This window comes from Albidovulum sp. (genome assembly GCF_049646345.1).
Taxonomy (GTDB): Bacteria; Pseudomonadota; Alphaproteobacteria; order Rhodobacterales; family Rhodobacteraceae; genus Albidovulum.
Map to the genome: position 1 here is coordinate 1 of NZ_JBARVQ010000606.1, position 3,498 is coordinate 3,498.

General features: G+C 62.7%; 3 protein-coding genes and 1 tRNA gene. 1 reads left to right on the top strand and 3 read right to left on the bottom strand.

All coding sequences use genetic code 11. From position 1 onward, the window contains the following. Window positions 1–136: 136 nt before the first annotated feature. Together WBB85_RS15800 and WBB85_RS15805 are read right to left on the bottom strand one after the other, a co-directional pair. On the bottom strand, window positions 137–2,419 hold the full coding sequence (locus tag WBB85_RS15800; protein WP_432639560.1) for an adenosylcobalamin-dependent ribonucleoside-diphosphate reductase: 2,283 nt from the start codon (window positions 2,417–2,419) through the stop codon (window positions 137–139). Window positions 2,420–2,445: 26 nt separating this feature from the next. Further along, window positions 2,446–2,559, bottom strand: a tRNA-OTHER gene (locus tag WBB85_RS15805). 128 nt (window positions 2,560–2,687) lie between these two features. Here WBB85_RS15805 and WBB85_RS15810 point away from each other — a divergent pair. Then, on the top strand, window positions 2,688–3,119 hold the full coding sequence (locus WBB85_RS15810) for a DUF1489 family protein (RefSeq protein WP_432639561.1): 432 nt from the start codon (window positions 2,688–2,690) through the stop codon (window positions 3,117–3,119). Between the two features lie 6 nt (window positions 3,120–3,125). Here WBB85_RS15810 and WBB85_RS15815 read toward each other — a convergent pair whose 3' ends face one another. After that, a complete protein-coding gene (locus tag WBB85_RS15815; RefSeq protein WP_432639562.1) occupies window positions 3,126–3,320 on the bottom strand; it encodes a hypothetical protein in 195 nt (64 codons plus the stop codon). Between the last annotated feature and the right edge of the window lie 178 nt (window positions 3,321–3,498).

A 3,498-nucleotide genomic window follows, 5' to 3' on the forward strand; every position in this document is an offset into this window, starting at 1 on the left:
GGTCGTCTTGCCATGGTCTTCTCCTTGCTCGCAGCATCATGCCGCTGTTGCGCGGAAAATCCACTTATCCCGGCTGTTCAGATTTCCGGAACCACCTCTCGCGTTAAGCGTCACAGCGTAACTGAACTAAGTGTTCTCAGCCAGAACATTTCGAGTGGCCGCAGCTTGGGCATGTCATGCAGCCTTCGATCATCTGCATGCCGTATTGCCCGCAAGAGGGGCAGGCGGGTCCGCGTGGGGCCTCTCCTACCGCCATAACCTCGGCCTTGGGATCGGTCTTGAGGCCCAGCCCCTCGCCTTCCAGAAAACCGATGGCGATCATGTGGCGTTCGATGACCCCGCCAATGGCGGCGAGGATCGATGGGATGTAGCGGCCTTGCATCCAGGCGCCGCCCCTCGGGTCGAAGACGGCCTTCATCTCCTCGACCACGAAACTCACATCGCCGCCGCGCCGGAACACGGCCGAGATCATGCGAGTGAGTGCCACGGTCCAGGCGAAATGCTCCATGTTCTTGGAGTTGATGAAGACCTCGAAGGGCCGCCGGTGGCCGCCCTGCACGATATCGTTGATCGTGATGTAGATCGCGTGTTCGCTGTCGGGCCATTTCAGCTTGTAGGTCGCGCCTTCCAGCGATTGCGGCCGGTCGAGTGGTTCTGAGAGATAGACGACCTCGCCATCCGTCGACATCGCGCCCCGGACCTGATCCGGGGCCTCATCGGCCTTTTCGCTGACCGTCAGGACCGACCCCGTCACCGCGTTCGGCCGATAGGTGGTGCAACCCTTGCAGCCCTGATCCCAGGCCGCCATGTAGACGTCCTTGAACGCCTCGAAGCTGATTTCCTCGGGGCAGTTGATGGTCTTGGAAATCGAACTGTCCACCCATTTCTGTGCCGCCGCCTGCATTCGCACGTGATCCAAGGGCGGCAGGGTCTGGGCGCTCACGAAATGGTCGGGCAGCGGCGCGTCGCCAAAGCGTTCGCGCCAGAGGTGGTAGGCGTAGTCGACGACCTCCTCTTCCGTGCGCGAGCCGTCCTTTTGCAGCACCTTGCGGGTATAGGCATAGGCAAAGACCGGCTCGATCCCCGATGAGACATTGCCCGCGTAAAGGCTGATCGTGCCGGTGGGCGCGATGGAGGTCAAAAGCGCATTGCGGGTGCCGTGTTTGGCGACGGCGTCGCGCACATCCGCATCCATCTGTTTCATATTGCCCGAGGCGAGATAGTTTTCGGCATCGAACAGGGGGAAGGCCCCCTTTTCCTTCGCCAGCTCGACCGAGGCCATATAGGCAGCCCGGGCGATGCGGTGCATCCATTTCTCAGTCTTCTCCGCTGCTTCCTCAGATCCGTAGCGCAGGCCCACCATCAGAAGCGCATCGGCCAGTCCGGTAACGCCAAGGCCGATACGGCGCTTGGCTTTCGCCTCCTCCGCCTGTTGCGGCAGGGGGAAGCGCGAGGCGTCAACTGTGTTGTCCATCATGCGGACGGCGGTGGCGACGAGGCCGTCCAGCGCCTCCTCATCGAGTGCCGCCCCCTCGCCGAACGGGTCCACGACAAGGCGCGCGAGGTTGACCGAGCCCAGAAGGCAGGCGCCATAGGGCGGCAGAGGCTGTTCGCCGCAGGGATTGGTGGCCGCGATCGTCTCCACATAATTCAGGTTGTTCGCGTCGTTGATCCGGTCGATGAAGATCACGCCCGGTTCGGCATAGTCAAAGGTCGCGCGCATGATCCGGTTCCAGAGATCGCGCGCCTGAAGCGTTTTATAGACCTTGCCGCCAAAGGTCAGTTCCCACTTCCCGTCGGCCTTGACCGCCGCCATGAACGGGTCGGTGACAAGGACCGAGAGGTTGAACATGCGCAGCCGCGCGGCATCCTGCTTGGCGGCGATGAAATCCTCGATATCGGGATGGTCGCAGCGCATGGTCGCCATCATCGCGCCGCGCCTGCTGCCCGCCGACATGATCGTCCGGCACATCGCATCCCAAACATCCATGAAGCTGAGGGGCCCCGAGGCGTCGGCGGCGACGCCCTTCACCTCTGCCCCCTTCGGCCGGATGGTGGAGAAGTCATAGCCGATGCCGCCGCCCTGCTGCATGGTGAGGGCTGCCTCTTTCAGCCCGTCAAAGATGCCGCCCATATCGTCGGGGATCGTGCCCATGACGAAACAGTTGAAGAGCGTGACGCTGCGCCCCGTGCCCGCACCCGCAGTGATCCGGCCGGCGGGCAGGTATTTGAAATCCTCAAGCGCGGCATAGAAGCGGTCCTCCCATGCGGCAGGGTCCTTTTCGACCGAGGCGAGCGCCCGGGCGATCCGCTGCCAGCTATCCTCCACCGTCGCGTCGATGGGCGTGCCGTCCGCTTCTTTGAAGCGGTACTTCATGTCCCATATCTGTTCGGCAATGGGGGCGGCGAAACGGGTCATCGGGGCATTCCTCATCAATGGGAGCATGGGCATGGGGGCGGGACTTGAACCCGCAACCTCCCGACGGTACTCTCCCGTCATAGGCTGACGGTGGGATTTCCCAGCGTTTCGGGTGCTCTATCCAATTGAGCTACCCCATGCAAACCCCTCTCCGGAAAACCACTAAATCTTGTCCGGAGAGGGGACACCCAAGATACGCCCCCCGAACCGGTCGGTCAACTTGATCTCGTAGCGCGGGGGCGTAGAATGGCAAGGTCTTGGGGGTAACATGGCCGGATTCGTCAATCTGCTGAAACTCTGTGTCGGCGCGGACAGCGTCGATGACCTCCTGGAGTGGCACCGCATCCATCCTTCGCCCTATCCGTCCGGCGAACGCCGCCATACCACAAGGATGTGGCCGAAACGCGAGGCGGAGTTATTGGCGGGCGGATCGCTTTATTGGGTGGTCAAAGGCGTCATCCTTTGCCGCCAGAGGATCGTGCGGCTGGAAGAAATCACCGGCGCCGACGGCATCCGCCGCTGCGGCATCGTGATGGACCCGGAAGTGATCCGCACCGAAGCCGCAATGCGCAGGCCCTTTCAGGGCTGGCGTTATCTCGCCCCTAAGGACAGCCCGCCCGATCTGCCGAAGGGGCGCGCCAAGGATACCGCTCTGCCCGAGGATATGGCGCTGGCCCTGGCCGAGATCGGGTTGCGCTGACCCCCTTCAGGTCTTGGCATAGACGACGACGCGTGCCCGGTATTGCGGGTTTTCGGTGCAATCCAGCACCTCGCGGAACAAAGCCCCCTCGGCCCCGGCCACCCGGTCCAGCATGGCCTGCAAGGCGGGCAGTTCTGCCCCGAACGGATCGAGCGCATTGGCCGATTTTGGCGCCTGGTTCTTGGTGTGATCGAGTAGCATGAGCCCGCCCGGGCGCAGTTGCCGGAACTAGGCGGCAAAGGCCCGTTCAGGCTCGAACGCGTGATCCCAGGAATTCGAATAGACGAAATCCGCCCGCCCGGCCCATTCGGCATTGTCGTTGTGAAAATCCCACTGGACGGTGTTGGGGAACTGATCGGCGGTATCCGAAATCTCGGTC